General features: G+C 62.0%; 26 protein-coding genes. 13 read left to right on the forward strand and 13 right to left on the reverse strand.

What is annotated here, in order from left to right:
• Positions 1-12: 12 nt before the first annotated feature.
• From V8J82_RS12790 to V8J82_RS12810, 5 genes are all read left to right on the forward strand, one after another.
• Positions 13-1,521, forward strand: a complete 1,509-nt coding sequence (locus V8J82_RS12790; RefSeq protein WP_339975736.1) for an NAD(P)(+) transhydrogenase (Re/Si-specific) subunit beta — start codon at positions 13-15, stop codon at positions 1,519-1,521.
• A gap of 117 nt (positions 1,522-1,638) precedes the next feature.
• On the forward strand, positions 1,639-1,983 hold the full coding sequence (locus V8J82_RS12795; protein WP_339975737.1) for a hypothetical protein: 345 nt from the start codon (positions 1,639-1,641) through the stop codon (positions 1,981-1,983).
• Between the two features lie 24 nt (positions 1,984-2,007).
• Positions 2,008-2,577, forward strand: coding sequence for a cobalamin biosynthesis protein CobQ (locus V8J82_RS12800; RefSeq protein ID WP_339975738.1), 570 nt, complete (start codon positions 2,008-2,010; stop codon positions 2,575-2,577).
• A 79-nt stretch (positions 2,578-2,656) separates the two neighbouring features.
• Positions 2,657-3,070 carry a hypothetical protein gene (locus tag V8J82_RS12805; RefSeq protein WP_339975739.1) on the forward strand — a complete coding sequence of 138 codons (414 nt, stop codon included), beginning with the start codon at positions 2,657-2,659 and terminating at the stop codon, positions 3,068-3,070.
• Between the two features lie 127 nt (positions 3,071-3,197).
• Positions 3,198-3,665, forward strand: coding sequence for a Dps family protein (locus V8J82_RS12810; protein WP_339975740.1), 468 nt, complete (start codon positions 3,198-3,200; stop codon positions 3,663-3,665).
• Here the strand turns inward: V8J82_RS12810 and V8J82_RS12815 are convergent, their stop codons facing one another.
• From V8J82_RS12815 to V8J82_RS12830, 4 genes are all read right to left on the reverse strand, one after another.
• Positions 3,666-3,941: a DUF1289 domain-containing protein gene (locus V8J82_RS12815; protein WP_339975741.1), complete on the reverse strand. Its 276-nt coding sequence runs from the start codon at positions 3,939-3,941 to the stop codon at positions 3,666-3,668.
• A 30-nt stretch (positions 3,942-3,971) separates the two neighbouring features.
• A complete protein-coding gene (hemP, locus tag V8J82_RS12820) occupies positions 3,972-4,154 on the reverse strand; it encodes a hemin uptake protein HemP (protein WP_339975742.1) in 183 nt (60 codons plus the stop codon).
• Positions 4,155-4,222: 68 nt separating this feature from the next.
• Complete coding sequence (locus tag V8J82_RS12825; RefSeq protein ID WP_339975743.1) at positions 4,223-5,359, reverse strand: acetoin utilization protein AcuC; 1,137 nt, start codon at positions 5,357-5,359, stop codon at positions 4,223-4,225.
• Positions 5,356-5,883: a glutathione peroxidase gene (locus V8J82_RS12830; RefSeq protein WP_339975744.1), complete on the reverse strand. Its 528-nt coding sequence runs from the start codon at positions 5,881-5,883 to the stop codon at positions 5,356-5,358. Before V8J82_RS12830 ends, V8J82_RS12825 begins: the two co-directional genes overlap by 4 nt.
• Before the next feature lie 98 nt (positions 5,884-5,981).
• Here V8J82_RS12830 and V8J82_RS12835 point away from each other — a divergent pair, with 98 nt between their 5' ends.
• The gene (locus V8J82_RS12835; protein WP_339975745.1) at positions 5,982-6,470 is read left to right on the forward strand and encodes an NUDIX hydrolase; all 489 of its coding nucleotides are present in this window, start codon (positions 5,982-5,984) and stop codon (positions 6,468-6,470) included.
• 45 nt (positions 6,471-6,515) lie between these two features.
• Complete coding sequence (locus V8J82_RS12840) at positions 6,516-6,947, forward strand: DUF1178 family protein (RefSeq protein WP_339975746.1); 432 nt, start codon at positions 6,516-6,518, stop codon at positions 6,945-6,947.
• Here the strand turns inward: V8J82_RS12840 and V8J82_RS12845 are convergent.
• From V8J82_RS12845 to uraH, 4 genes are all read right to left on the reverse strand, one after another.
• Positions 6,944-8,152: a glycosyltransferase family 2 protein gene (locus tag V8J82_RS12845; protein ID WP_339975747.1), complete on the reverse strand. Its 1,209-nt coding sequence runs from the start codon at positions 8,150-8,152 to the stop codon at positions 6,944-6,946. The two genes, V8J82_RS12840 and V8J82_RS12845, sit on opposite strands and share 4 nt — an antisense overlap.
• A 104-nt stretch (positions 8,153-8,256) precedes the next feature.
• The gene (locus V8J82_RS12850) at positions 8,257-9,066 is read right to left on the reverse strand and encodes a hypothetical protein (RefSeq protein WP_339975748.1); all 810 of its coding nucleotides are present in this window, start codon (positions 9,064-9,066) and stop codon (positions 8,257-8,259) included.
• Positions 9,067-9,399: 333 nt separating this feature from the next.
• A complete protein-coding gene (locus V8J82_RS12855) occupies positions 9,400-11,211 on the reverse strand; it encodes a glycosyltransferase family 2 protein (RefSeq protein WP_339975749.1) in 1,812 nt (603 codons plus the stop codon).
• A gap of 188 nt (positions 11,212-11,399) precedes the next feature.
• Positions 11,400-11,753, reverse strand: a complete 354-nt coding sequence (gene uraH, locus V8J82_RS12860; RefSeq protein WP_339975750.1) for a hydroxyisourate hydrolase — start codon at positions 11,751-11,753, stop codon at positions 11,400-11,402.
• A gap of 99 nt (positions 11,754-11,852) precedes the next feature.
• Between uraH and puuE the strand changes: the two genes are divergently transcribed.
• Positions 11,853-13,256 carry an allantoinase PuuE gene (puuE, locus tag V8J82_RS12865; protein WP_339975751.1) on the forward strand — a complete coding sequence of 468 codons (1,404 nt, stop codon included), beginning with the start codon at positions 11,853-11,855 and terminating at the stop codon, positions 13,254-13,256.
• Complete coding sequence (locus V8J82_RS12870) at positions 13,253-13,753, forward strand: ureidoglycolate lyase (RefSeq protein WP_339975752.1); 501 nt, start codon at positions 13,253-13,255, stop codon at positions 13,751-13,753. The genes puuE and V8J82_RS12870 overlap by 4 nt, the downstream gene beginning before the upstream one ends.
• Positions 13,754-13,787: 34 nt before the next feature.
• Here V8J82_RS12870 and bhcD read toward each other — a convergent pair whose 3' ends face one another.
• Genes bhcD through bhcA form a run of 4 tightly spaced genes read right to left on the reverse strand, consistent with a single transcriptional unit; the run spans position 13,788 to position 18,136 of the window.
• Positions 13,788-14,747: an iminosuccinate reductase BhcD gene (gene bhcD, locus V8J82_RS12875; RefSeq protein ID WP_339976044.1), complete on the reverse strand. Its 960-nt coding sequence runs from the start codon at positions 14,745-14,747 to the stop codon at positions 13,788-13,790.
• 29 nt (positions 14,748-14,776) lie between these two features.
• On the reverse strand, positions 14,777-15,940 hold the full coding sequence (gene bhcC, locus V8J82_RS12880) for a 3-hydroxy-D-aspartate aldolase BhcC (protein ID WP_439650060.1): 1,164 nt from the start codon (positions 15,938-15,940) through the stop codon (positions 14,777-14,779).
• Positions 15,941-15,963: 23 nt separating this feature from the next.
• Entirely contained in the window at positions 15,964-16,935 is a 972-nt protein-coding gene (bhcB, locus tag V8J82_RS12885; RefSeq protein WP_339975753.1) for a beta-hydroxyaspartate dehydratase BhcB, read from the reverse strand.
• Positions 16,936-16,945: 10 nt separating this feature from the next.
• A complete protein-coding gene (gene bhcA / locus V8J82_RS12890) occupies positions 16,946-18,136 on the reverse strand; it encodes an L-aspartate--glyoxylate aminotransferase BhcA (protein WP_339975754.1) in 1,191 nt (396 codons plus the stop codon).
• 168 nt (positions 18,137-18,304) lie between these two features.
• On the opposite strand from bhcA, the gene bhcR reads away from it, so the two are divergent.
• The 4 genes from bhcR to V8J82_RS12910 all read left to right on the forward strand — a co-directional run bounded on the left by bhcR (position 18,305) and on the right by V8J82_RS12910 (position 25,356).
• Positions 18,305-19,141: an HTH-type transcriptional regulator BhcR gene (gene bhcR, locus V8J82_RS12895; protein WP_339975755.1), complete on the forward strand. Its 837-nt coding sequence runs from the start codon at positions 18,305-18,307 to the stop codon at positions 19,139-19,141.
• Positions 19,142-19,278: 137 nt separating this feature from the next.
• Positions 19,279-20,409 (forward strand): 4-hydroxyphenylpyruvate dioxygenase, encoded by a 1,131-nt coding sequence (hppD, locus tag V8J82_RS12900; RefSeq protein WP_339975756.1) that lies wholly within the window; start codon positions 19,279-19,281, stop codon positions 20,407-20,409.
• A 128-nt stretch (positions 20,410-20,537) separates the two neighbouring features.
• Positions 20,538-23,360: an ATP-binding protein gene (locus tag V8J82_RS12905; protein WP_339975758.1), complete on the forward strand. Its 2,823-nt coding sequence runs from the start codon at positions 20,538-20,540 to the stop codon at positions 23,358-23,360.
• A 172-nt stretch (positions 23,361-23,532) separates the two neighbouring features.
• A complete protein-coding gene (locus V8J82_RS12910) occupies positions 23,533-25,356 on the forward strand; it encodes a putative bifunctional diguanylate cyclase/phosphodiesterase (RefSeq protein WP_339975760.1) in 1,824 nt (607 codons plus the stop codon).
• On the opposite strand, the gene V8J82_RS12915 is transcribed toward V8J82_RS12910, so the two are convergent.
• Complete coding sequence (locus tag V8J82_RS12915) at positions 25,353-26,828, reverse strand: ATP-binding protein (protein WP_339975761.1); 1,476 nt, start codon at positions 26,826-26,828, stop codon at positions 25,353-25,355. The genes V8J82_RS12910 and V8J82_RS12915 overlap by 4 nt on opposite strands.
• Positions 26,829-26,843 lie beyond the last annotated feature (15 nt).

Here is a 26,843-nt window from a genome sequence, read left to right on the forward strand (position 1 = left end):
AGGGCAGGACCAATGGATTTCGGATTTACCATTGCAGCCTACGCGGTTGCGGGCGTTCTTTTCATCCTGTCGCTGGGCGGATTGTCGGGCCAGGAAAGCGCGAAACGCGCGGTTTGGTACGGCATTGCCGGTATGGCGATTGCGGTATTGGCCACGCTGATCGGGCCCGGTGCGGGCCTGTGGGTGATGTCGATCATCCTGATCGGCCTGGGCGCGGCGGTGGGCTATCAATTGGCCACGCGCGTGCAGATGACCCAGATGCCCGAGCTTGTGGCGATCATGCATTCGCTGGTCGGCCTGGCGGCGGTTTTCGTGGGCTTCAACGCGGATATCGAATTGGCGCGGGTCGGTGCGATGTTCGTCGATGCGGACCTGCCTTTCCCACAGCCGGAAGGACCGCTGAGCGATGCGGCCTATACGCTGGCGGGGTCGCTTTCCAGTTTCGGAGAGCTTCTGGCCAAGAAAACCGGGGTCGAGGTTGGCATCCTGCGGGTCGAGTTGTCGCTTGGCATCTGGATCGGCGCGGTGACCTTCACGGGGTCGGTCGTGGCCTATGGCAAACTGTCGGGCAATTCCTCGATGCTGCCCTTCAAGATCGACACGGCGGCCAAGCAATTGCCGGGCGGCCATATGCTGAACGCGGCGGCGGCGGCAGCCTCTTTGATCCTGTTGATCATGTATCTCAGCGGGGCGGGGTCGTGGACGCTGGTTCTGCTGACGCTCTTGGCCTTCTTCATCGGCTATCACTTGATCATGGGGATCGGCGGCGCCGACATGCCCGTGGTCGTGTCGATGCTGAACAGCTATTCCGGCTGGGCGGCGGCGGCGATTGGCTTCAGCCTGGGCAATGACCTGCTGATCGTGGTGGGCGCGCTTGTCGGCTCGTCGGGTGCGATCCTGTCCTACATCATGTGTAAGGCGATGAACCGGTCCTTTGTCAGCGTGATCCTGGGCGGCTTCGGCGGCGCCACGGGCGAGCAGATGGCGGTTGAGGGCGAGCAGGTTGCCATTGATGCCGATGGCGTGGCCACCGCCCTGAACGAGGCCGACAGCATCATCATCATCCCGGGCTACGGCATGGCGGTGGCGCAGGCCCAGCAAGCGGTCAGTGAATTGGTGCGCAAACTGCGCGCGGCGGGCAAAGAGGTGCGCTTTGCGATCCACCCCGTTGCGGGGCGTCTGCCGGGCCATATGAACGTGCTGCTGGCCGAGGCCAAGGTGCCCTATGACATCGTGCTGGAGATGGACGAGATCAACGATGATTTCCCGGACACTGACGTGGCGATTGTCATCGGCTCGAACGACATCGTGAACCCGGCGGCCCAGGACGATCCGAACAGCCCGATCGCGGGGATGCCGGTTCTGGAATGCTGGAAGGCCAAGCAGGTCTTCGTCAGTAAACGCGGGCAGGGCACCGGCTATTCCGGCATCGAGAACCCGCTGTTCTTCAAGGACAATACGCGGATGTTCTATGGTGATGCAAAAGCCTCGCTGGATACATTGCTGCCCAAGATCAATTGATCGGCACCGTCTGACCCAAAGCCCCGCCCGACCCGGCGGGGCTTTTTCGTTCGGGGATTGGCCGCGCGTGGTGTAGGGTCATCGAATTCAACTTTAAGATGTATTCGAGAGGCCCGTATGTTCAGATCCCTTTTGACGGCGCTACTGCTGGCGCTGAGCACCTTGCCCGCTTTGGCAGATGGCCATGGTTGCCAAACCGTCCGCTTCCCGTCCGGCGCCTATATCCATGCCGTCCACGGTCAGGCCAACCCGTATCAATCGCAATGCTACGTTCTGGATGTGCGGCGCGGGCAGCAGGCGCGCGTGCGCGTGGTCTATGGCCCGGTTTTCGTGTCGACGACCCATACGCAGGGCACTTATCAGGATGTGCAATTCTACACTGTCAACGGGCGCCTGCACGTCTATGTCCATACGGACTATGCTGGACCACAACCGTTTTCGATTGAGTTCACCTTCATCTGAACCGAACCGAGGTCAGAGCCGCCCGTGAACACACCCGCGCATCTGATCTTCGGCGCCGCGGCCTTCGGGCGGCCTGACCGGCGGGGCACGCTGGCCGCGGCCTTGGCCGGTGGGCTGGCGCCCGACCTGTCGCTCTATCTGCTGGTGGGCTGGCATTTGCTGATCGTCGGCACCGATCCGCGGGTGGTGTTTGATGAGCTGTATTTCTCAGACACGTGGCAGGCCGTCTTTGCGGTCGACAATTCGGTCTTTGTCTGGGGCGCGCTGCTGGCCGTTGCGCTCTGGCGGCGCTGGCCCGTTTTGGTGGCGTTCGCAGGTGCGGCGCTGCTGCATATCGCGTTGGACTTTCCGCTTCATGCCGGGGATGGGCGTCCGCATTTCTGGCCCCTCAGCACCTGGGTGTTCGACAGCCCGCTCAGCTACTGGGACCGCCGCCACCATGCGGAATGGGTGGGCCCGGCGGAGCTTGCGTTCTGCGTGGCCCTGGCGGTCCTGTTGTGGCGCCGGGTGGTCAGTTGGCCTTGGCGCGCGGTGTTTGTGCTGCTGCTTGCTGCAGAGGCACTGTCGAACAATGTCTGGCTGCTGGTCTTTTGACGCGACGCCACGTTGCGAATCCTTGTCGTGTCAGGAAAAATGCCTTATCTGACAAGAATACTCAGAATAAGATATGCCCATGTTCGCCACGGCCCAGCAGATCCACCCCTCAGACTCACCGCCTTTGGTGCCGCAAGAGGATTTGGCGTTCCTGCGCGTGATCGCGGCGCGCAGCAGATGCGCGGCGCGAACCGATCTGTTTGAGGCCTGCGCGCTGTTGTCGATGGAAACCTCTCGCGCCGCTGAAACCTTGGCGCTGGCTTTGTTCCGTGCCTTTTCGGGGCAGGGCGGTATGCCCCGCTTGCGCATCTACCAGCCCGCGGCTGTCGAGATCAGCTTTGATGAACGTTGGCTTTTGGCGGCCTTGGCCGCGGCCAAACGTGGCGATCGCGATAGCCTGACGTTTCTGTTGGCGCGCCGGATCCCCCGCCACGCGCAACGCAATATCGGCTTTTTGGTCTCGGCCTTGGCCGACGCACAGGAGGCGACATAGCGAAGGCGCATTTCTTTTTAGAATGAGTCTAGACAAGGTGGCTGTGCATCCTATGTATGGGGTCGACAGCCAGCTCACCCTCGCAGGTCCGCCAGCCATCTGACTTTCATTTGCAGGAGAGATGAGAATGCAGCCAGCCGTAGACCTTAGCCCGAGTGCACAGACCGCTATTTGCGAAGCGCTGAACCAGTCGGTTGCGGAAACCGCGGTGACGACGATGTTGGCGCAGAATTTCCACTGGAACGTGACTGGTATGGGATTCGGGCCGCTGCACGCGCTGTTCCAGGAGATCTATGAGGATCACTTCACCGCTCAGGATGATCTGGCCGAGCGCATCAAGGCGCTGGACGGTCACGCCGAGGGCATGTTGTCGGCGATGGTGGCTCGCTCAAAAGTGGCCGAGCATGACGGTCATGCCGATGACAAGACGATGATTTCGGCGATGCAGGCCGCGCAGGAGACCCTGGCCGCGACACTCGGCGCTGCGGGTGCTTTGGCGGCAGAACATGGCGATACGCTGACCGAGGATCTCTGTATCGCGCGCGGTCAGACCCACGAGAAATTCGCCTGGATGCTCCGCGCCCATCTGCGCTGATCACCCGGCTTTTGCGATATTCTTGTCTTTGATTTTGAAGGGGGGCTTCACGCCCTTCTTCAGGCATTTGCGCGCATATTCCGGCGCCCAATGCCGGTATTTGCCCATATCGGCCTGCTGTGACATCAGCATATCGACAAACGCGGCCTGATGGGCCGGTTTCTTAAGCTGTTTGAACATCGATTTCTGCGCCTTGGTCATCGAACAGCCGATGCAATGCCCGGCACGGCGGAACTTGCAGACATCAATGCAGGGGCTTGGAACTTTCTTGGACATACCTGGCCTATCACTGGCTGGGGGCGCGCGTTACTTCGTCAGGATCAGCTTTCCGGCGCGGGTTTCGCGCAGCGTGTAGGTCTTGTCATCCAGGACGATCATCGCGGTGCCATCGGCCCCGATCAGGCGCCGCGCGTCATAGATCGGCGTGTCCGCTGTGGGGCGGGCCGGAGGCGTCCGGTCGGGTTCCGTCAGGGTGGTCTGGTAGGTCATAGGCGGCTCCTTGCGTGACATGGGCAAAGGCTGACCAATTTGGTCGGGAAAGTCAATCCCGAGTCTTTTTATCGGACAAGTGATCCCTTCGCCCCCGGTCGATTGACCAGTTCCGTCAACGCGTCAGTGATTTCCGCACGAACCGGGCCGGGGCGCGGGGGATCGCGCAAGGTGATGAACCAGGTGTCGGGCGGGTTGCGCCCGGCCCGCGCGCCTTCCCATGTCAGGGCGCGGAGCACGGATTCGGCGGCGTCGGGCACGCGATCGGGGATTTCACAGCCGTTGAGCGTGGCCCAGATGCCGGTCCAGAGCCGCCCGACCGACCAGGGGTTGTAGCCGCCGCCGCCCAGAATCAGCAGGCGCGGCGCGGCTAGGTCCATCAACCCACGCAGCACCGCCCAATGGGCATTGTTGGACAGGGTCAATCGGCTGAGCGGATCTTCGGTGACCGCATCGGCACCGCATTGCAGGACTATCGCATCGGGCCGGAATGCGGCGATCGCGGGCAGGATCAGCCGGTCGCGGATCACCTCCATCTCGGTATCGTTGAAGCCCTTCGGGACCGGCAGGTTCAGGCAATTGCCGCCGCCCTCATCGTCGAGCAGACCGGTGAAGGGCCAGCGCCGCGCCTCATGGACCGAGATCAGCAGCGTGTCGGGATCGCCGGCAAACCCGTGCTGGACGCCGTCGCAATGATGCGCATCGATATCCAGATAAGCGATGCGACGGGCGCCGTTGCGGCGTAGGGACAGCATCGCCAGAACCGGGTCGTTGAGGTAGCAGAACCCGCCCGCGCGGTCGGGAAAGCCGTGATGGGTGCCGCCGCCGGGATGGTAGATCACGCCGCCGTCGCGCAGCAATTCGCCTGACAGCAAAGAGGCGCCCGCCGCCGTGGCGGGGCGGCGAAACATCTCGGGGTAGATCGGATTCGAAACGGTGCCGAGCCCGTGACGGTCGCGCACCGCGTCGCTGACGGATTGCTCGATCTCGGCGCGGTGCAGCGCCTCCACATAATCGGGTGTGTGCCAGATATGCAGGGCCGCGGGTTTTGCGCGGGGCGAATTGCGGTATTGATCGGGGCCCAGCCAGCCCATCGCCCGGCTGAGATCCATGACCGTCGAGACACGCGGCACACGCAGCGGGTGCCATTTGCCGTAGCTGGAGCCGCGATAGATCTCCGACCCCAGAAAGAGCGGCCGCGTCACGCCGCCAGCAAACCGTCAAGCGCGCCGCGGATCCGACGGCCCATCGGATTGGGCCCGGACCCCCATGTCTGCACCGGTTGGCCCGCCTGATCGAGCAGCACCTTGTTGAAATTCCATTGCGGCACAAAGCCGTGGTCTCGGGCCAGCCAGCGATAGAACGGATGGGCGCCGGGGCCGCGGACCGATTGGATCGTGGTCAGCGGCAGGGTCAGGCCGTATTGCATCTCGCAAAACTCAGCGACGGCGGCATTGTCGGCCAACTCTTGGGCGAAATCGTCCGACGGTACGGCCAACACAATCGCGCGATCTTGGTAGGTGTCCTGGAGGCGCTGCAAATCGGCATATTGATCGGTGAACCCGCAGAGCGAGGCCGTGTTGACCACAAGGATCGGGCGCCCGCGCCACACCGCCAGATCGTAATCGCCACCATCGATGGATGGAAAGGTAAAGCGCTCGGTCGCCACGGCAGGCCCGGCTGCGGCGATCGCGGCCAAGCTGGTCAATGTGAATGCGCGGCGGTTCATGGGCGTCTCCTCGGTTAGGCCGAAACCTATGTGGCGGCGGGCCTGGGTCAAGCCACAGGGCGGTTGCACCGTGGCGGAGCGTCTGTCATCACCGGGCCATGGCGAAGAAAGAAGTGATCACCCAGCGGCCCCTGCGGATTGTCGGCGGGGCCAAACGCGACGCGCGCACGCAATTTGCGGCGCTGCCTTTTCGCGTGTCCAAGAAGAAGGGCGGCAAGGGCATTGAGGTTCTGTTGGTCTCGACCCTGGATAGTGGGCGCTGGATCATCCCCAAAGGTTGGCCGATGGACGGGCTGACCCCCGCAGAAGCCGCCGCCCAGGAGGCCTGGGAAGAGGCAGGCGTGCGGGGACGTGTCCATGAGATGTGCCTGGGCCTGTATTCCTACAGCAAATGGATCGATGAAGAGCTGTCGCTGCCGGTGATCGTCGCGGTGTTTCCGCTGGCGGTGAAGAAGCTGGCCGATGCCTATCCTGAAGACAGCAAGCGGCGCCGCAAATGGTGCAGCCCGAAACAGGCCGCCGCGCGGGTGAATGAACCGGAACTCAAACAGCTGATCTTAGGATTTTCGTTAGATCGCCTGCGCTAAGCTGTCGCTTGATGCCGGTGTAGAAACGCTTATTTGTGGGCGACCATGATCAGATATGCCTTGAAATGCGCCGAAGGGCACGCTTTTGAAAGCTGGTTTCAATCGGCCGATGCCTATGATGCGCTGGCCGCGAAGGGGCTGGTGAATTGCGCGATCTGCGGGTCGCCCGACGTGGCGAAGGCGATGATGGCGCCGCGCGTCGGGGCCTCAGATCCAAGCGACAGCCTTGCGCCTGCGGCGTTGAGCGGTCCGACACATCCCGCCGAAGAGGTGCTGAAGGCGATGCGTGAGCATGTGGAGCAGAACTCCACCTATGTGGGTGGCAATTTTGCTCGTGAGGCCCGGGCGATGCATGTCGGCGATGTGCCCGACAAGCCGATCCATGGTGAAGCGAATGCCGCAGAGGCGAAAGCGCTGATCGAAGACGGCGTGCCGATCCTGCCCTTGCCGGGCCCGCCGCGCAGCAAGACCAACTAGCCTGTCCGATCGCCCGGCGGGGTGATCCCCATGGCGCGCAATTCCGCCGCTTCGCGGGCATCGCGGACGGCCTCCAATTTGCTCACCGCCTGTGACACCGCTTTTGCGATGGCAGCCTCCGGCACGCCTTTGGCCTGCATATCGGTCACCATCTTCTTGCCCGCTGCGGTCAGGGGCTGCGGGAAGAGGAGGGTATCGAGGTCTTCGTAGGGCACAGAAGCGGCCTTTTTCAGCGCGGCCATATGCGCGGCCCATTCCGGTGCCTGCCGGAGCGTGTCGCGCCGCATGCGATGCCATCTGACGCTCGCCGCATGATGCTGCGCCAGATCGGGGTCGCGCAACCAGTCCGCGACCTGCGCGGCGACAGGCTCGACCCAATCCGACAGGCCGGGCCGCGCCAATTCGTTGCGGTCGAAGATGGCGAAATAGGTGGCATCGTATTTGTTGGGCTTGAGGTTCACATTGCCCCGATCCCCGCGCAGCAGATAGGCTTCGGCGCTTTGCACCGCGAAATGCGCGATCTCGGCGAGGGCGTAGCCGGTTGTGGCCGCCGACCCGCGCCAACCCTCTGCCATAAAGCCCGGCGGCATCGGAATGCCTGATCCGTTGACCCATCGCTGCTGCAGCAGCGCCGCGCGCCGGGCCGGATCGCGCCGGGCGCCTTTGACATTGGGTCGGTGGATGCCGAGCTTCAGATCGGGAAAGGGCCGGAAGAGTGTCTTCACGCCCCATCCCCTGCGAAACCCATCCGGCGCGCCATGGGTGAACTGCCCCAGAAGCGGCGCCTCGGACCAATCTTCGATCCCGCAGGCGCCCATCATGCGCCAGTTGACGGCCACGCCCTCGGTCCCGTCCGGACAGGCGGCGAGCAGCGCCTTCACCGTTCCGTCGCCCGCATGAACATGCAGAAATTCATCGGCATCCATCACGATGAGCCAATCGGTGTCGAGCAGCGCATCGTTTTTCTGGCCGAGGGTCAGCGCATGGGGCTGCGGCTTCTTTCCCGCAGGCACGTCGTTGCGTGTATGGCGACACAACCCCATCGCGTCGAGCCGGTCCAGCATGTGATCGGAGCCGTCGCGGCAGTTGTTGGAATAGACCCAGACTCGGTCGAAGCCGATCAGCCGATGATAGGCCAGCCATTCCAGCAGGCGCGGGCCTTCATCCTTCATCATAGTCAGGATCGAGAACGCGGCCCCCGCCATGCGCGGCCCTCCGTGTCGTGATGCGCCGGTCAGGATGCGTCGCCCTCTTGCGGCGCGACGACGAAAAGCAGGGTCAAGGACGAGGGAATGGCCATGGATTGACCTTATTCCAGAGCCTGTGCCGGGTCGATGCCGAGCTCTTGGCATATGCGCCAGGCATAGGAGTGTTCCAGGGGCGGGTTTTTGCGCCACCAGGGCCGCGTGCCGTTGGTATAGAGGTGGACCGAGCGCGTCGCATCGGTGAACCAGCCCTCAACCCGACCATGGGGATCATAGAAGATATCGTTCAACTGGAACGGCACCGGATAGAGCACGTCCGATGCCATGGCCCGGTCGATATCGCCGGTTTGCTTGGCGAAATGGGTGAAGGCCTGGGGGCCGAAGGCGGTACGCTCGGTCTTGTAGATGCGCACGGCCAGGGGCAGGGACGGGTCTTGCCGATCCATCCGCTTGCGCTGCCGCGGGTTCCACCAGGGCGGATAGTCGGGCAGGTTGTCGTAATAGTCGAGCAGCCCGTCGATCAAATCGCCGGTTTGCGGGATCGCGACGACCCCGCAATTCAGCGCCCCGCGCAGGCCGTGGCCCGCATAGATATGCGCCCACTCATCGGGGAAGGGGGCGTGGCAGAAGGCGTCGCAATCGATCCAGATCGCGCCGGTTTTCTGGATCATCTTGTAGCGGAACACATTGCTGAGAAAGCTGGCCGAGGTCTGTTCGACGATATCCATGGGGATATCCATGATGTCGGTTGCGGGGCGCAGATCGACCCCTTCGGGCGCATTGGTGACAGTGTCGGTGCAATAGAGCGTCACCGGATGGCCATGGCCCAGATGCGATTTCAGGCACACTTGGTTGAGATATTGCAGGCGCTCGCCAATCCAAAGCGAGGCGACGGGGCGGCGGGTGCGGTCCATATATGTGCCTTTAGCGGTCTGCTCAATGGTTTTTCCGAACTCTCTGGTATTCGGGGCGGATTGGCAAAGGATTTTGGTGGCGCGCCGCGCCGGGCAGGCGAACGGCCCACCCGCCCACCCCCGTCCGCCTGCCCGGCGCGGATTGACCTGTCAATCGCAGGGCGGCGGATCGGGTTTGAGTTTTTTACCAGGATGAAAGAAGGGCGTAGCGAGATTTGGCGGCGCATCTGGCGAATATGGGGTGCGATTTGGAGCGAGGGTATTTCGTGGCTCGTTGGCGTAGAGAGTTGACCGCGATTGTGGCGGTCACGCATTGCGCCGTCTGGATCGTGTTTAGCGGCTCGCATCGCCTGATCGCGGTGTGCGATCAAACTGCAGACTGCCCGATCCGGCGCGGTCGGGGGCAGCGATGAAGCCCTGATCTGCAAGCGCTGGCCCGTAGGCGGCATGCACCGATTGCGCGTCACGCGCCGACAGGACAGGGATCACGATGCGCGCGACAGGGCTGAGATCCAGCTGAGCGATCCAGCTTGGGGGGAGTTCGGATATCCGCCCCAGTCGTAGGCAATCCGGTTTGAAATCAATGACATAAGCTTGGAGTCCGGTTGGCCTGCCGTCGACGCTGAGCGGACCATCGAACAGTTTCAATCGCGCCGTTTCGCCAAGCCGTGCTGCGATCTGCCGGCCCGCTGCAATCAAATCAGCGCGGCTGTCATGGGCCATATAGGTCAGTTGATCCGACAGCCTCACCGCCCTCTGCGCCACAAAGCCGATCCCCGCGCCAAGCTCCAGCACGCGGGTGCAGCCATCGAGGTAGCCTGCGAGGTTGCGCGCATGGCGCCGATCAAAGCGGCCCGCGATCACCGCCTCCAACGCGTCGGGCGTGAACAGGCGCAGATCGGCGGGCAGGTCGATATCGTGGTTCGGCACCCAATCCACCGCAAGATCGTCGCTCAGATCGATCGGCGCCGGCATGTAGGGATCGCCGTTCTCGCCTGCCCAGCCCGGGATTGGATCGTCACGCCGGGCGTCTGCAGATTTGGCGACGGCTTGCTGTTCCACGCGGCTCATCAAAGCGGCGATCTTGGCGGGGTCCCGCGCTTTGGGCGGCTTGGCCGCGACCTGCGTGATCGGGACCGCACCGGCCGTAATCAATCCATCGCGCAGGGCCGCATAGGCGTCGGTCGTCTTGTAGGCCGCCAGGCGCGCCTCAACCCGGTCGAGCGCTGCGACATGCAGGCGGTTCAGCACCGGGTCGGTCAGCAGCGCGTCCATGATCCGCGTTCGTGAGGCGGCATGGGCCAGGACGGTGCGGTCCTCCACCTCGTTGCGATCCTGTAGCGCCCAGTAATCGGCGTTGTATTTGTCCGCCTTGTTGTTCACGTTGCCGCGGAGCTTGCGCATCGCGTAGCTGTCGATGGATTTGACGGCGTAGTGGTTCATTTGAACCCAATCATATCCGATTGTGCGCCGGATCGAGCGCCAGCCGCGAAACTTGAAGTAATCCTCCATCGGCGCGCCGGATCCGTTGAGCCAATGCACGCTGTCGGGAAACTCGGTCTCGAGCCATTTGTTCTTGATCGAGGGTCTGTGGATGCCGAGTTTCCAGTAGGTTGCATCGAATTTGAACAAGGTCTTCACGCCCCATCCCTTGTTCCAAAGCGGCGGCGCGGCGCGCAGATATTGCTCGGTCACCGGTGCGCGAGACCATTCGACCACACCTGCAGAGCCGAAGATGCGCCAGGTGATCACCAGGCCATTGGCGCCGCGGGCCACGACATCATCCAGCAGACCCTCCAGATGTTGTGCCGGATGGCGGATGCAGAGAAATTCATCTGCGTCGAACAGCAACACCCAATCGGCATTTTGCACAATGGGTTCCACCTGCGCGTGTTTGATTGCCGAGGGTTGCGGTTTCACGCCGTCGGGAATGATGTTGCGGCGGTGATGGGCCAGGCCCAATTCCTCAAGCCGGATGAGCATCTCATCGGTGCCGTCGGTGCAGTCGTTCGTGTAGACCAGAATGTCGGTGAAGCCGAGCGCGAGATGATGCGCGACCCATTCCAGCAGGAACGGCGCCTCGTCCTTCATCATCGAGACGGCCAGAACCGTCCCGTGTTTTGAATTGTGTTTGAGGTGCTGCACCTGTGCTTAAGCCCTGAAAACCTGTGACTTATGGCCTATCATGGCGTGGTGCCCAAATGAACTATCCTGTGTTTTGGCGTAGATGATTTTGTATCGCCGTATCAATAGCTGCACATATGCAATCTATCCACAGCTTCTGCAGGGCGAGATAGTCCATATTATTGCCTTTTAACGCCAATCGCTCAGTTTTAGCTGCCGCGATAGGTCGAATATCCGTAGGGCGACAGAAGCAGCGGCACGTGGTAGTGATCGTCCTCAGCCATGCCAAAACGGATCGGGATCTCGTCCAGAAACAGCGGGTCGTCCTCCGTCAAACCTGCGCCGTGCAGATACACCCCGGCACAAAACACCAGCTCATAGGTTCCGGTCTGAAACTCAACCTCGGGTAGGATCGGGCCATCGGTGCGTCCATCGGCATTCGTGACGGCTTTGGCGATGCGGTGCCGGGTATCGCCGTCGATTCGATACAGGGTGATCTTGATCCCCGCGGCCGGGCAACCGCGCGCCGTGTCCAGAACATGGGTGGTCAGATATCCGGGCATCGCGCATCTCCGTTCCTTGCGGGCTACTATCAGTTCTGTTCATGATCGAAATGCATCATTAGAAAAACTGATAATGTTAACAGTCCGAGGATAGACGCCGTGGATGTGCCCCGCTACCCCCGCGATTTGATGGGCTATGGCCCGACACCGCCTGATCCGCGCTGGCCCGGTGGTGCGCGGATCGCGGTGCAGATCGTTCTGAATTACGAGGAAGGGGGCGAGAACAATATCCTGCATGGCGATCCGGCCTCTGAGGCGTTTTTGTCCGAGATCACCGGCGCCGCGCCCTGGCCGGGTCAGCGGCATTGGAACATGGAAAGCCTTTACGAATACGGTGCGCGGGCCGGGTTCTGGCGGTTGCACCGGATGTTGCGCGATTATCCCGTCACGGTGTTCGGCGTCGCAACCGCGCTTGCCCGCGGGCCGGAGCAGGTGGCCGCGATGCAGGACGCGGATTGGGAGATTGCGAGCCATGGGCTGAAATGGATCGAGCATAAGGACATGTCCGATGCCGAGGAACGCGCCCAGATTGCCGATGCGATTGCGCTGCATACCGAAGTGACCGGCGCGCCGCCGCGCGGGTGGTATACGGGCCGCTGTTCGATGGACACCGTTCGACTGGTCAGTGAGGCCGGCGATTTCGATTATATCGCAGACAGTTACGCCGATGAGCTGCCCTATTGGATGCGGCTGGGCCAGCGCGATCAGCTCATCGTGCCCTATACGATGGATGTAAACGATATGCGCTTTGCGATCCAGGCCGGGCATACCGAGCCGGGGGATTTCGAGCGCTCGATCCAGGATGCGTTCGACATGCTTTACGCGGAAGGCGGACGGATGTTGTCGATTGGCCTGCATTGCCGGATCGCCGGGCGCCCGGGCCGCGCGATGGCGTTGAAACGGGCGTTGGATCATATCGCTGGACATAAGGGCGTCTGGTTTGCCACGCGCCAACAGATCGCCCAGCATTGGGCCGCGACGCATCCCCCGCGCGCTGAGATCGCGCCTTCGCAGATGGATAAGGCGGCTTATGTCGGCGCGTTTGGCGGGATTTTCGAGCATTCACCATGGATCGCCGAAGCGGCTTTTGCGCTGGAACAGGGTCCTGCCCACGATACGGCGCGCGGGGTGCACAATGCGCTGTGCCGGATGCTTCGCACGGGCGGGGAAGATCGGCGCCTGGCGACGCTGAGGGCGCATCCTGACTTGGCTGGCAAGCTGGCGCAGGCCAAACGGCTGACCGAGGACAGCACGTCGGAACAGGCCTCGGCGGGCTTGGATGCGTTGACCGATGCGGAACGGAACGCGTTCACACGGTTGAACACCGCCTATACGGAGCGGTTCGGATTTCCATTTATCATTGCCGTCCGCGACCACGATAAGGCGGGGATCCTCGGCGCGTTTCACCGGCGATTGGAAAATGACCGCGCCACCGAATTCGCCGAGGCCTGCCGACAGGTCGAACGCATCGCTTTGCTGCGCCTGGTGGATAAGCTGGGATGAGCCAAGCGATTGTGATCCAACAGATAAGTGCCGAGGCCTTCGGGCCGTTTGGGGATCTGCTCGATTGTAGCGGCGAGCCGGATAAGGTGATCAATCAGGGGCTTTGCGGGCGATATCATGACCGAGCGCGCCTGGATTTCGGGGACGGGCAGGCGGGGGTGAGCCTGTTCAAATCCGAGCCGCGCAGCCTGCCCTATCGCCTGGAGATGGTCGAGCGGCACCCAGAGGGGTCTCAGGCCTTCGTGCCCATGTCGATGCACGCTTTTTTGGTGATCGTTGCGCCCGATGAGGCGGGCGTGCCCGGTAGGCCGCTCGCCTTTGAAACCGCGCCCGGCCAGGCGATCAACTTTCACCGAGGGACCTGGCACGGCGTGTTGACGCCACTATCCGAGCCGGGGCTGTTCGCCGTGGTGGATCGGATTGGCGCGGGGGCGAACCTGGAGGAGCATTGGTTCGAGGCGCCTTACATGGTGGGCCGTCGGGAGACGCTCGTCTGACGCCGTCGCCCCTCCCGCCGTCCCGTATTTTGGTCTAGATCGGCACGATGGTTGCGGTGCCATTTGCGACGGCGACATCGACGATGGAGCCTGCCACGGCGAGGTCTTGCAGGCCGACACCGGTGCCGTCGAAAAGCGTGATTTCCCGGTTGGACGTGCGGCCCGGGTGGGTGCCGTTGATCACCGCGCCGATCTGGGTGATCGCGTCTGCACTTATCAGGCCGTTGCTCACCGCATGCTGTGCTTCCCCGAGCGTGGTCGACTGCGCGACCTCGTCGCAGAAGACAGTCGCTTTACCCAGAAGCGCGGCCTCCACCTCTTGCTTGCCGATCGTGTCGGTGCCCATGCAGGCGATATGCGTGCCAGGGCTGACATGCTCGGCCAGAAGCGTCGGCGCGAAGCTGGAGGTGATGGTGATGATGGCATCGGCCGCGATCATCCCCGACAGATCGACCGGCTCGAAGGGGATCCCGGTTTCGGCGGCGACCTCAGCCAGGCCCGGCAGCATCTCGGGATGCAGGTTCCACGCGATGACCTTGTCGAAATCCCGCTGCTCGAGCGCTGCGCGAAGCTGGAACTTCGCCTGATGGCCCGCGCCGATCATGCCGAGCACCTTGGCGTCGAGGCGCGCGAGATGTTTGATTGACACGGCGGAGGCCGCGGCGGTGCGCAAGGCGGTCAGCAGATTGCCCCCGACCATGGCACTGACGCGGCCGGTTTCGGGATCGAACAGGAAGACCGTCGATTGATGGTTGATCAACCCGTTTTTGTCGAGGTTATGGGGCCAGTAGCCCCCCGCTTTCAGGCCCAGGATGCCGGGCGCGACGCCGCCCTTGAAGCCGTAAAGCGCATCCTCGGTTGGCATCGCCTCACGCACAACGGGGAAGTTGCGCGCGCTGCCGCTGGCCATATCGGCAAAGACTTGTTCGACGGCGGCAAAGGCGGCCTCGCGCGTCAGCAGATCCGCAATCGCGCCCTCGGGCACGATTGTGATGTTGTGATTGTTGATCATGGGGCCGTCCATCAATAGGCCCGCCCGCGGGCTGAGACCGGCAAGACGGTTTCGACCACACCGTCGCGTACGCCCACATACCAGTCATGGACGTTGCAAGTCGGGTCGCAATGGCCGGGCACGAGATGCAGCTTGTCATTCACTTCCAGAACACCGTCAGGGTCGGAAACCACGCCATGCTCATCCGAACATTTCACATATTCGACATCCGTGCGCCCATAGATCACCGGCAGGCCTGAGTCGACCGATTGCGCCTTGAGGCCCGCATCGACGATGGCCTTGTCGGCTTTCGCGTGGCTCATGACAGAGGTCAGGATGAACAGTGCATTCTCCCATTCGCCCTGATCGATGCGCTTGCCCTCGGCGTCGAGGATGCGGCCGTAATCGGCATCCATGAAGGCGTAAGAGCCACATTGAAGCTCGTTATAGACGCCGGAATTGCTTTCGAAATAGTAGGAACCGGTGCCGCCGCCGCCGACGATGTCGCACTCGATACCATCAGCTTTCAGCGTGTCGACGGCGTCTTTGACTTGAGCCACGGCGATGGCAATCTTGGCCTTGCGGTCGTCGTAGCTGTCCATGTGCTGCATCGCGCCCTGATAGGCCTGGATGCCCGCGAATTTCAGGCCTGGGGCGGCGTCGATGGCCTTGGCGATCTCGACCACTTCGGGCGTGGTCGTCACACCGCAGCGGCCCGCGCCGCAATCGATTTCGACAAGGCATTCGATCTCGGTGCCGTGCTTTTGAGCGGCGGCGGAGAGATCGGCGACATTGGACAGATCATCGACACAGCAGATGGTGCGCGCGCCCAGTTCGGGCATCCGGGCGAGGCGGTCGATCTTCTGCGGGTCGCGCACCTGGTTCGACACCAGCACATCCTTGATGCCGCCGCGGGCGAAGACCTCGGCCTCGGACACCTTCTGGCAGCAGACCCCGCAGGCGCCGCCGAGTTCCACCTGCATCAGCGCCACATCGACGGATTTGTGCATCTTGCCGTGCACGCGGTGACGCATGCCATGGGCCTTGGCGTAATCGCCCATCTTCTTGATGTTGCGCTCCAGCGCATCCAGATCCAGCACCAAAGCCGGGGTCTGCACGTCAGCGGCTTTCATGCCGGGCTTGGCCGGAATGTCGAAGCCGACTTCGTAATCGGCCAATGGATCCATATCTTTCATGTCATCTCTCCCGTGTTCAGAAATCAAGCGCCCATCCAGGGCAGTTTGGCGAGGTCCACATTGCCGCCGGTGATCACCACACCGACGCGGCGGCCGCGAAAGACCTCGGGGTTTTTCAGGATCGTGGCCAACGGCACGGCGCAGCTTGGCTCCATCACGATCTTCATCCGCGCCCAGGTGAGCTTCATCGCATCGATGATCTCTTGCTCGGAGGCGGTGAGGATGTCGGTCACGTGGTTCGACACAAAGTGCCACGTATTGTCCTTGAGCGGCACTTTGAGACCGTCGGCGATGGTCACCGGTGCGTCATCGGCGATGATGTGGCCCGCCTTGAAACTGCGATAGGCATCGTCAGCCTGTTCGGGTTCCGCGGCGTAGATGTCGACGTCTGGCGCGATGTTCGACAATGTCAGGCAGCAGCCCGAGATCATGCCACCTCCGCCGATGGGCGCGATGACAGCGTCGAGGCCATCGACCTGATCCATCAATTCGCGCGAACAGGTGGCTTGGCCGGTGATAACGCGGGGGTCATTGTAAGGATGGACAAAATCGGCGCCGGTCTCAGCGTGGACATCGGCAAAGACCGCCTCGCGCGAGGTCGTCGATGGCTCGCATTCTGTGATGATCCCACCATAGCCGCGCACGGCGTCTTTCTTGGCCTGGGGCGCGGTTTTGGGCATGACCACGTGGCACGGTATGCCACGGCGGCCCGCCGCGTAGCTGAGCGACAAGGCGTGGTTGCCGGAGGAATGGGTGGCGACGCCTTTGGCCGCCTGGTCGTCCGACAGGCCGAACACGGCATTCGACGCGCCGCGGACCTTGAACGCGCCCGCTTTTTGGAAGTTTTCGCATTTGAAGAACAGATCCGCCCCGGTTAGCTCGTTCAGATAGGTCGAGGTCAAAACCGGCGTGCGGTGAATATGGGGCCGGATGCGGTCATGGGCTTCGATCACATCGTCGAAGGTGAGCGCAGCGGCAGTTACCATGTCTTTCATGTGTCCCTCCTTATTCAGCGGCGAGCGCCATCGGGGCGGCGCTGGTGCGGTAGATGTCTTGCGCGGCGGCGACGCCGGAGCCGAGGCTGATGTCCAGGCCCAGATCGACCATGCACATTTCTGCCGTGGCGATGCCGGACAGTGCCACGACGTCGGTCAGCATCCCCAGATGTCCGATCCGAAACACCTTGCCAGCCACATCGCCAAGGCCCGCACCGAAGGCGACGCCATAACGTTCGGATGCGTGGGACACGATGCGGCTGGCATCGAACCCGTCGGGCGTGCGGATCGCTGACACCGTGTTAGAATAGAGATCGGGCGAGGTGGCGCAGAGCTGCAAGCCCCAGGCTTCTACGGCAGCGCGGACACCATCGGCGATGCGGGTATGGCGAGCGAACACTTGCGGCAGGCCTTCGTCCAGCAGCATGTCGCAAGACAGCTTCAACCCGTTCAACAGGCCGACCGACGGCGTGTAGGGGTAAGCGCTTGCGTCGTACCCTGCGGCCATATCGCGAATGTCGAGGAAGGTGCGTGCCAGACCGGCGGTCGGGATTGCCGCCATCGCTTTGGGTGAGACACCGATGATCGCGAGGCCAGCTGGCAACATGAAGCCTTTCTGCGACCCGGTAACGGCGATATCCACGCCCCAGCTGTCGAATTCGAACGGCATCGACCCGATGGAGCTGACCCCATCGACGAAGAACAGGGCAGGGTGGTTTGCTGCGTCGAGCGCTTGGCGCACACCAGAAATGTCAGAGACGACGCCGGTGGCCGTTTCGTTGTGGGTCGCGAGGACGGCTTTGATCTGATGCTGTGTGTCGTCCGCCAGGATGTGCGCGAAGGTGTCGACGGGCAGCCCGTCGCCCCAAGCCACATCGATCACCTGCACCTCAAGCCCGTGGCGTTGGCACATATCGATCCACTTGTGGCTGAACATGCCGTTGCGCGCGGCCAGCACCTTGTCGCCGGGCGACAGCGTGTTGGTGATTGCGGCTTCCCACCCGGCCGTGCCGGTGGCGGGGAAGATAAACACCTCAGCCTCTGAGGATTTCAGGATTTGCTTTACGCCTGCCAGAACTGGATGCAGGATTTCAGCGAAGGCTGTGGATCGATGATCCATCGTGGGCAGATCGCAGGCCCGTCGCAGGACCTCAGGCATATTAGTGGGGCCTGGGATGAATACCGGGTTCTGCATGCTCATAAGGCCATCTCCTCCTATCGATGCCACAAAGATACGTTGAGGCCTGATGGCGTGCAATTTTTTTGAAATCGTTTTTCAAAACCGATCATGTAGGGAAAAGAAGCGCCTTTACAGGGGCTTGTGTTTTTTCATATCGTGAAAGCTGATTTCAACTGATGCGAGAGCCTTATGGCAGAGGATGATCCGTCCCCACAGCGCCGTGCCCGTGGACGCCCCCGGGATTGGGATGACAAGACCGCGCAGAATACGATCAAATCACTGGATCGCGCGATGGAGGTCTTTGAACATCTGTCCACCACCGAAGGCGCGACCCTATCGGCTTTGGCCGAGGATTTGGCTCAATCGCCCGCGACGGTGTATCGGATCCTGGTGACGCTCGAGGGCCGGGGGCTGGTCGAGTTCGACGCGGCGGGGCAGCAATGGCGCATCGGCGCGCGGGCCTTTGTGATCGGCGCGCGTTATCTGCGGCGGACATCGCTGGTCGAGCGGGCCCGGCCTGTGCTGCGGCGGTTGATGGAGGCCACCGGAGAGACAGCCAATCTGGGCGTCGCGCGTGAGACCCATGTGCTTTTCGTCAGTCAGGTGGAGACCCACGAATCGATCCGTGCCTTTTTTCCGCCCGGGACATTGTCGCCGCTCCACGCGTCGGGGATCGGTAAGGCGCTGTTGGCGCAGATGACCGATGATCGCCTGTCGCGCTACATCGCAACGGCGCCGCTGGATCGGTTCACGCGGCGCACGTTGACGGACCCTGCCAATTTACGCGCGGATCTGGAGGCGACGCGGGACCGCGGATATGCGGTGGACGACGAGGAAAAGACCGAAGGGATGCGCTGCATTGCGGCGCCGATCTTCGACCTCGCCGAAGAGGCGGTGGCGGGCGTGTCCGTTTCGGGCCCGGTCAGCCGGGTCAAGCCCGAAGACATGCCGCGGATCGCCGACGCGGTGATGCGCGCGGCCGAGGATCTGTCGGTGGCGATGGGGGCGGAGCGACCGCGCGCGTAACGCCAACCTTGTCGCATCGGGATTGAGCGGTTACATTTGTAACAACCGGTGCGGCGACAGCGCCGGTTCCCGCGGGCCGGGTATCGGATTGCAGCGCCAAGGGCACGTAGGCGCCGCCTTTGCGATGGAGTCTGCCGATGGGACCATTCCCCCACGACGCCCCGAAAGCCAAAATCGATAACATCAATATTGCCGGAACCGACGGGTTCGAATTCGTGGAATTCGCCCACCCTGAGCCCGCCGAACTGGAACGCCTGTTCCAGGCCATGGGCTATCTCGAGGTGGCGCGGCACAAGACGCACGACATCTCGCTCTATCGGCAGGGCGACATCAATTACGTGATCAATCGTGACCCCGACAGCCATGCGGCGCGATTTGTGGCGGCCCATGGCCCCTGTGCGCCCGCGATGGCGTGGCGGGTTGTCGATGCACAGCACGCCCTGAAATGCGCGCTGGATTACGGGGCCGAAGAATATAAGGGCGATGATAAGACGCTCGATGTGCCCGCGGTGATCGGGATCGGTGGCTCGCTTCTGTATTTCGTCGAGACCTATGGCGAGGCGGGCAGCCCCTATGCCGCGGAGTTCGATTGGCTTGGCGAGGTTGATCCCAAGCCCGAGGGTGCGGGGTTCTACTATCTCGATCACCTGACCCACAACGTGGCGCGCGGGAATATGTCGACCTGGTATGATTTCTACGCCAAGGCGTTCAATTTCCGCGAGATCCGGTTCTTCGATATAGAGGGTCAGCAAACCGGCCTATTCTCGCGCGCGCTGACCTCGCCCTGTGGCAAGATCCGCATCCCGATCAACGAGTCAAAGGATGAGACCAGCCAGATCGAGGAATATCTGACGCAATATAAAGGCGAAGGCATTCAGCATATCGCGGTGGCCACCAAGAATATCTATGACAGCGTGGATCAGATCGCCCAGGCCGGGATCAACTTTATGCCCGCGCCACCCGACACCTATTACGAGATGTCCCATGAGCGTGTCAGCGGCCATGAAGAACCGCTCGACCGGATGCGCCAGCATGGCATCCTGATCGATGGAGAGGGCGTCGTGGATGGCGGGCGCACGCGGATCTTATTGCAGATCTTTTCCAAGACAGTGATCGGGCCGATTTTCTTCGAATTCATCCAGCGCAAAGGCGATGACGGGTTCGGTGAGGGCAATTTCAAGGCGCTGTTTGAGTCCATCGAAGCCGATCAGATTGCCCGCGGGGTCTTGCCTGGCGCGGCGACAGACGGGGCAAACGCCGCGGAATAGATCCCTGCCGGCGCGGATCAACCCTAATCGGGTTTGTGTTTGCGCCGGCGCGCGCTATTTGCGTCAGCACTGGGGCGTCGTCATATCTGCGCGGCGTTCCATATGTTTGGATAGGGACGTTCCAGGATATGCCGCTGCGCCGTGCGATACGCTTGTCGGGCGTCTGTGTCATTGCCGCTTTTATCTGGCTTGGCACGGACGCCCCAAAGCCAGGCTTTGCGCAATACCAAACCGATGAGGTTGTGGTCGCGTTCACGGAATTCCCGCCCTATTCATTTGCCGCAGAGGGCGGCGCCGGAGGCTATGCCATCGACATTTTGCGCGCGGTGGCCGAGCGGGAAGGCCTGACACTGCGCTTCCAGCAGGCCGAAAACCCCGCCCAAGCGGTGGCCGCCGCAATGGCCGGCGAGGTGGACGTGATCTCGCAACTTGCGCCGACGGCGGAGCGATCCGAAAGCCTGATGTTCTCCAATCCGATTGGGTTCAGCAATATCAGCGTGATTGTGGATCCGACCCGGCATGACATCCGGCGGGTCGATCAAACGGCTGGTCTGACATTGGGATATGTGCGGGGCAGTGTGGCGACAACAGTCGCCGACATCGGGCCATTTGACGCGGTTGAGATCCCGACAACCGACGCGCTGATCGTGGCGTTCCTGTCGGGTGATATCGACGGGGTTCTTTATGTCGAGCAGGCCTTTCAGAGATTGGCGATCCGGGCCGGGTTCGAGCCGCGCGACCGCAGCCTGTCGCCCCCGCTGCGCAGTCTTGAACTGAGTATTGCGATGCCGAGTGACGGCGCTCAGACCGAACGATTGCTAGACGCCATCACGTCCTATCGGGCAACGCCGGGCTATCGCCAGCTTCAGGCGCAATGGCTTGGGCCCGGCCCTTATTGGACCTCTGGCCGCGTGCTGGCCGCGGTGTCGGTTGCCGTCTTGGCCTTGCTGGCCGTGGCCGTGGCTTTCCTGGCCTATCGCCGCAGGTTGAAACGACGCGCCGAGATGGCTCAGATCCATATGCTTGAGAACGTGGCGCGTAACCTGCCATTCACCTTCGCGATGGCGGATCAGGACGGAGAGGTGGAGTTTTTCAGCCGGGCCGAGAACGACACCACCCCCTATGCGACGGCGGATGATCTGATTGCCCCGTCGGTCTTGGTCGGCACCGGATCGCAAACCGGGCCCCATGGGCGCTTGTCGGACCATGCCAGGGCGCTGTTGCAGGACGGGTCGATCGTGGAGTTCGAGCAGCCCGACGGGCGCGTGGTGCGGCGCCGGATCTCGGCGCTGGCGGCGGGCGCGCATCTGATCGTGCGCGAAGACGTCACCGAAGATACGCAAGTTCGGCAGGCCCTGATCGATCAGCAAAGCCGGTTATCGGCGGTGATGGATGCCGCCCAGGGCGGGATCGTCGGGCTGGACCGCGCGGGGCGTGTGACGATTGTGAATTCCAGCGCGCGCCATCTGCTGGGCGGCATTTCCGATGCAACGCCGTTTGACTGGCCCGAGCCGATCTCGTTTCTCGACTCCGAGGGGTTGCGCCCATTGGAGGCCACACATGATCCGGTGATGCGCGCCCTGGCGGGGCAGACGCTGACCAATGAATTGGCGTTGCTGTCGCGCCGCAATGCCGAAAACCCGCGCTATGTGCGTCTGACCAGCAGCGACATTCCCGACGGCCTGTCCGCCGATGTGAGCGTTGTTCTCATGATCACCGATGTCACGGAGCTTGAGCGCAACCGCCAGCAATTGGAACGGTCTGGCCGCTTGGATGCTTTGGGTCAACTGACGGGCGGCATTGCCCATGATTTCAACAATTTGCTGGCGACGATTCTCTACGGCATTCAGTTGGCCGAGAAGACGGAGGATCCCAACAAACGGCGCATCTACCTCAAGACCGCGTCGGATTCCGTGCAGCGCGGCACCAATCTGACGGAACGTCTGCTTGCTTTTGCCCGGCGTCAGCCGGGGCATGAGCGCTCGGCCCGCGTGAAAGATGTGTTGGAGGAACTCAAGCAGATTGCCGAGGCCGCGGTGCAGGAACGGGTCGCATTGGAGGTGCCACCGATTGACGAAAGCCTTTGGCTGCATTGCGATGTCGCGCAATTTGAGAATGCGATCCTGAACCTGATCCTGAACGCCCATGACGCGATCCTGGAAGGCGGGCGGGGCGATCTGGTGAAGATCACCGTGCGCGAGATCACCGGCGCAACGATCGATGGCGATATGCCCAAGCGCGGCGTCAATGGTGCCCGACACGCGGTCGAATTCGGCGGGTCCGGACCGGTTGAAAACACCCATGCGCCCTTTATCGAGATATCGGTGACGGACAATGGGCCGGGCATGTCCGACGAGGTCAAACGCCGCGCTATCGATCCATTCTTTACTACAAAGGATACGGGCTTCGGCACTGGGCTTGGTCTGTCGATTGTCTATGGATTCGTGAAGCAAGCGGGTGGCCATTTGCGGATCTATTCGATCGTTGGCGAAGGCACGACAATTCGGCTGATTCTGCCGCGCGGCGCGCCGTCGAATGAGGTGCCAAAGCCGCCGGAGCCCGCCAAGATGCCGCGTGGCAACGGTGAGACGGTGTTGATCGTGGAAGATGAGCGCGGCTTGCTGGCGATGATGCGCGAGCTTGTCGAAGGGTTGAATTACACCACGCGCACCGCCGAAAATGGTAATGCGGCGTTGGAAATCCTGCGCAGTTCGGAGCGCATCGATCTGCTGATGACCGACATCGTCATGCCCGGCGGCATTGGCGGGTTCCAATTGGCCCGCGCCGCCCGCGAGGTTCGCCCAGGCCTGCCGGTTATTTACATGTCGGGATATACCGGCTTTCCCCCCGCAGATATGGGCGATGTACACGCGCCATTGATCCAGAAACCCAGCCCGCCACTCGATGTGGCGATGGTATTGCATCAGGTTTTATTCGATGCGGCGGACTAAACCGGTACATTGGTGCGGCATTCGGGCAACTCGTTACCATGCCGATCTTCGATTAATGATTGGTTAACTTTTTCTGAGCATCGTGATCGATGCAAAGGCGATAGGGTACCAAGGTTGCAATTACGCGGCTGATGGGCGTCTTGCAGTATCCGTGGTCTTTGGGAACGTCGCGATGGGACATAAAGAGGAGCAGCTACGCTTGGCGTGGTCTCCGAAAACCAGGCGCGACCTGGAAGCCCTTGTGGATGATGTGACATCCGTTGTTTTGCGCATGTGCAACGCAAGTGCGGTCGCATTTGATTTTGGGCCGGTTGTATCTGGCATGTCGCTTGATATTCGTGTTGTGGACGGCGCGGATGACGCCGCCCTGTCGCACGCCCGGTTCATCCTGGTTGAAGCTGCGGCGCAAGGCGAGATCATGGATGAATGGCTGGATGCGGATGCCGATCCGGTTGTGGTGCGGTTCCCATTGGATGTGGATGACTACGTTCTCGGTAGTCTGGCTGTAGCGATTCCCGCTGATCAATGGGCGGGCGAGGCCTCTGTCACGCGATGTCGCGACGTGGCGCGGATGGTCGCGCTGAATGCCTCGCAAACGTCGGTTGTCGCCAAGCTGGAACTGGATCTGGCCGAGATCAACCAACGGCTTCAGACAATGGCAAAAAATGCCGAGCGCGACCCGTTGACCGAGGTCAAGAACAAGACCGCGTTCGAACGTCACGCCAAGGCGCGCATGATGAACCCCGAGAAACCGACAGCTCTGATCGCGTTCGACCTGGACGGGTTCAAAAGCGTGAACGATATCTATGGTCATCAATTCGGCGATGTCTATCTGAAGACGGTGGCCGATACCCTGCGCAAGTCATTCCCCGAAAACTCGTTGATTGGCCGCACGGGAGGGGATGAGTTTTGCATCGTCACTGATCTGCCGGCCAGTGGGCGCAGCTATCTGAACAATCTGCTGGCCCGGGTGCGGGCGTCTTTGCAGCGCAATGTGGCCTATCTGGGCAAACCCGATTTGGGTCGGGTCAGCATCGGGATCAGCCTGTATCCCCGGCAATCGACGAAGTTCGACGAATTGTTCGGATTTGCAGATACCGCGCTCTATGCCTCAAAACGGGCCGGGCGCAACACAACCACGGTGTTCCATGCCTCGCTGAATCTGTTCGGCCCTTCAAATGTGCGCCAGACCGCGCAATCGCCCGGCGAGTTTATCGAACATATCGTGCCGCATATGCAGCCGATTGTGGATTTGGAAACCGGTCTATGCAGTGGATTTGAGGTTTTGGCGCGGTGGAAGACGCCGGAAGGGCAGTTTTACGAACCGTTGCATTTCGAATGGATGTTCCGCGATTATCGAATGGCGAAACGCCTGACCCGGCATATCATTGAAAACGCGCTTGAGGCCTTTTGCGCCGGTACGTTGGACCCGGGCGCAGATATGCCGGACATTTGGATCAACGTGACGGCCTTTGACCTGTTGGATCCCGAGTTTGTGTTCGATTTGCAGAGCATGCTGCTGGCGTATGATGTGGGATGGGATTCCATCGTGATCGAGGTCAGTGAGCAGATTGCCCTGGGGCAGAATGGCGGGCAGCTCTATCGTTCTCTGGAAGAGATCCGCCGCCGTGGCGGGCGTGTGGCCCTGGATGATTTCGGTACGGGCCATGCCGGGTTGCAACATGTGCAGGATTGGCCAGTCGATATTGTGAAGATCGACAAGTTTTTCACCGGCCCCGTCGCCCATGGCGAAAACAGTGAGGTCGTTGTCGAGGCGCTGCTGCGTATCGCCAAGCGGTTGGGGCGCACGGTTGTTGCCGAAGGAGTTGAAACGCCGATGCAGTTGACGGCGTTGCAAAAACTGGGCTGCGCGTTTGGCCAAGGGTTTCTGTTCGGCGCGGCAGAACCCTTGCCGCCGCCATTGCACGGGCCCGAAGCGCGGTTGCGTCAATTCGATTTGCAGGAAATGACGCGCGAAGTCTCGAAGACCGGTTAGTCCGGCGCGTGCGGGCGCGGCGCGACCAGTTGAATGGCGTTTTCCAATTCTTCCAATCGGATGGGTTTGCGCAACATCATGAATTGCGTCGCTGGGTCGATCACATCGCCAGCCGCTGTCAGTGAGAGCACGGCGATGCCGGGCTGCGCGGCCACAAGGTCGCTGGCCCCCATGCCATCCGGCAAGCTATGGCTGCTGATCACGATGTCGGGCGTTTTGTAGCCCAAGACCCGCAGCGCCTCGGTTCCGGTCGAGGCCTCCGCCAAGCGGGCTCCGGCGCCACGCAGGGCTTCCGATAGCACCAGCCGGAACGGATCGTCGGCATCGACCAGCAAGATGCGATATCCCGACAGATCGCGGAATAGCGTTGGATTGGCCTCGGTCGCGTGTATGGCGTCATCTGGCAATTCGGCGCGCGGCAATGTCAGGGTCACGCGGCAGCCACCCTCGGCGCGGTTTTCCATATGCAATGTCCCGCCGGTGCGCCAAGCGAAGGTTTCCACGATGGCGAGGCCCACACCGCTGCCGCCCATCGCATTGGGCAAGCTCAGATAGGGGTCGGGTCGTTGATTGATCACCTCGTCGGGCAACCCCGCGCCGTTGTCTTCGACGCTAATCTGAACATCGCTTTGCGTGGCATTCACGGCGATCCGCAGAGTGCCCTGGCCGATCCCTGCGGTTGCAATGGCTTTGCGTCCGTTCGCGAGCAGATGCATGACGGCGGCATCCAGATCTGCGCGGCGACAAGCCACCATGATCCGGCCCGGGGCGATGTCTCGGGTAAATGTGGTCTTGCGCGGCATGACACGCATCGCCAATTGCGCGACATGCGCCAGCGAGGCACCGACATCCACATGGCTGGGTACGATCATCGCCGAGCGTGGCTCGTCCAGCAGGGACTGGATCAGAGTGTCGCCGCGTTTGCAGGCATCCAGGATGCTGCTCAGGTGACGGCCCGCCGAGCTTGGGATCGTCAGTTTGCCCAAGCTGTCCGCGGCGATCTGAGCGACCCCGAATGCATTGGCCAAATCATGGGCCAGGCGGCGCAACTTGTGGGTCGGATCATCGCCGCTATCTGCTTGCGCCAGTGCCGAGCGCAATCGCCATTCTGACGAGCGGTCGGTGAGGGTCAAGATCTGCCACTGGTCATCAACTGCCGCCCTGGTCAGTTCCACCATGTGTTCCGAGCCGCCCGGCGCAATCCATCCGGTCCGCAACGGGCGAGCCGGGTCGGTGTCGAGCCAAAGGGTGGTGTCGACCAGCGCTTTGGTGTCGAGCGAGAACAACCGCATTTGTTCCAAACCGGCGGCGATGACGTGGCCGTTGGTCAGCCCAAAGCGCTGGGCCGCGCGATTGGCATGTTGGATCGCGCCGTCGCGATGAAAAAGCACCACCGCGTGGGGAGTGACGGCGTCGAGATAGGCGGCATGCATCGCGGGATTGCTTGGTGGTGGGGTCGCGGGCGGCGCCATGGGTGTCAATCCCGA

Origin of the sequence: Gymnodinialimonas mytili, from assembly GCF_037544085.1 — a bacterium.
GTDB lineage: Bacteria > Pseudomonadota > Alphaproteobacteria > Rhodobacterales > Rhodobacteraceae > Gymnodinialimonas > Gymnodinialimonas mytili.